The sequence below is a fragment of the Phytoactinopolyspora alkaliphila genome (genome assembly GCF_010550695.1).
Classification (GTDB): Bacteria; Actinomycetota; Actinomycetes; order Jiangellales; family Jiangellaceae; genus Phytoactinopolyspora; species Phytoactinopolyspora alkaliphila.
Genome location: NZ_JAAGOB010000030.1, coordinates 1 through 1,228, shown reverse-complemented (window position 1 = coordinate 1,228; position 1,228 = coordinate 1). Strand labels below are relative to the sequence as shown.

Genomic DNA, 1,228 nt, shown 5'->3' with positions numbered 1-1,228 from the left:
GCACAGTCGACGAGATCGCCGGACCCGTCAGCTTCCTCCTCTCCCGCGACGCCACCTACATCACCGGAGCAAACCTCGTCGTAGACGGAGGATTCACCAGCTGGTAATTTTGAAGCAAGTGTTTCTTCTATTGATACCGAGTCGGTGGTCACTCCGCGTGAGGTTGTCCAATGATGCGCATAGGCTTGATCGGCACGAACAACACTCACGGACACCAGCTGGCCGGCTTCATCAACGGCTGGCGTCCGGACGTGCCCATCCCAAGCAGGTGGGTACATGGACCGCTCCCTCAGTTCTACCTCTGGGCTAAGACGCTTCGGGAGCTCGAAGAGACCGGCCGTGTGCCCGCGCCGGATGCGCGGGTGACGCGGCTGTGGAGTGAAGACCCTGCAACCGAAGGCGCGCTGATCGCTCGGGCTTGTGAGGTCGAGCGTCTGGTTGATTCACCGGAAGAAGCGACCAGGGACGTCGACGCAGTCCTGTTGCTCACGGATGATCCAAATAGCCACGTCGATTTAGCTGTGCCGGTGCTCAAGGCCGGCCTGCCCATGTTCATCGACAAGCCGCTGGCTCCGACTGACGACGCAGCACGCGAGATGGCCGAGGTCGCTTCCGCCAGTGGCACACCCTGGTTCAGCGGATCTGCGTTCCGATTCTCGCCAAGCCTCCTAGCGTTCCGGGACAGAGTGACGGCGGAGATCGGTGTTCCCACGGCGGTCTATGTGCAGTGCCCGGGATGGATCGAGCGGTACGGCATTCACGCCTTGGAGATCATGAACGTTCTGGTGGGGCATTGGGTGAGCGAGGTGGCGGGGGCGGCACTGCCAGGTCGCAGCTCGGCGTCATTGCTCCTTGAAGGTGGTGAGACCGTTCTGCTCGAGACGATGTCGACAGCCTTCGACCCGCCGGCGCAGGCCATAGTTTGGGGAGCTCACGGCTCTCTTCACTGGGAGAGCCGTGACGTCTACCGATCGATCTTCTCGATGACGACCGCATTTCTCGATATGGCTCGATCAGGCGTGGCTCCGGTGCCGGAGGCTGAGTCCCTGGAACTGGCACGCCTCGCCAACGTGCTGGCTGAGGCCGCATCGGCGAAAGCCTAGCGGCGTGAATTGGTGTCCTTACCAGCTGGTGAATCCTCCGTCTACGACGAGGTTTGCTCCGGTGATGTAGGTGGCGTCGCGGGAGAGGAGGAAGCTGACGGGTCCGGCGATCTCGTCGACTGTGC

The 1,228-nt window shown here is 62.1% G+C and carries 3 protein-coding genes; 2 read left to right on the top strand and 1 reads right to left on the bottom strand.

Going from position 1 to position 1,228, the window contains the following annotated elements:
- The first annotated feature begins 14 nt into the window (after positions 1 to 14).
- Both G1H11_RS27350 and G1H11_RS24930 read left to right on the top strand, forming a co-directional pair.
- Positions 15 to 107 carry an SDR family oxidoreductase gene (locus G1H11_RS27350; protein WP_425501279.1) on the top strand — a complete coding sequence of 31 codons (93 nt, stop codon included), beginning with the start codon at positions 15 to 17 and terminating at the stop codon, positions 105 to 107.
- Positions 108 to 170: 63 nt separating this feature from the next.
- Positions 171 to 1,103 (top strand): Gfo/Idh/MocA family protein, encoded by a 933-nt coding sequence (locus G1H11_RS24930; protein WP_163821420.1) that lies wholly within the window; start codon positions 171 to 173, stop codon positions 1,101 to 1,103.
- 18 nt (positions 1,104 to 1,121) lie between these two features.
- On the opposite strand, the gene G1H11_RS27345 is transcribed toward G1H11_RS24930, so the two are convergent.
- The gene (locus G1H11_RS27345) at positions 1,122 to 1,214 is read right to left on the bottom strand and encodes an SDR family oxidoreductase (RefSeq protein ID WP_425501279.1); all 93 of its coding nucleotides are present in this window, start codon (positions 1,212 to 1,214) and stop codon (positions 1,122 to 1,124) included.
- Positions 1,215 to 1,228: the final 14 nt, after the last annotated feature.